We start from the raw sequence: 392 nt of genomic DNA on the forward strand, positions 1-392 counted from the left end.
CGCTGGAGCAGGGGCATCGCCCGCTTCTCATGTGCGACAACACCCTGCTTGGCCCCATCTTCCAGCGGCCGTTGCGGCACGGCGCCGATATTTCGCTCTATTCGCTGACCAAATATGTCGGCGGCCATTCGGATCTGGTCGCAGGAGCCGCGCTGGGATCGGCGGCCCTCATGCGGGAAGTCCGGCTACTACGCAGCGCAATTGGCACGCAGCTGGATCCGCACAGCAGCTGGATGCTCAGTCGTTCGCTCGAAACGCTCGGACTGCGCATGGAACGGGCGAACGCGAATGCTGCCGTGGCCGCCGCTTTTCTGCGCGACCACCCCAAGGTCGAAGCCGTGGCCTATCCCCCGTTTCATGCCGAGGGCTCACCGCAGGCGAACGTCTTTGCG

Annotated in this window: 1 protein-coding gene; it reads left to right on the forward strand. The window is 64.8% G+C overall.

What is annotated here, in order from left to right; genetic code table 11:
* Positions 1 to 29 precede the first annotated feature (29 nt).
* The coding region (locus ACODRZ_RS26865; protein WP_488973205.1) for a PLP-dependent transferase at positions 30 to 392 on the forward strand (363 nt) is incomplete at its 3' end.

It is taken from the genome of Novosphingobium sp. FG90 (assembly GCF_057808725.1).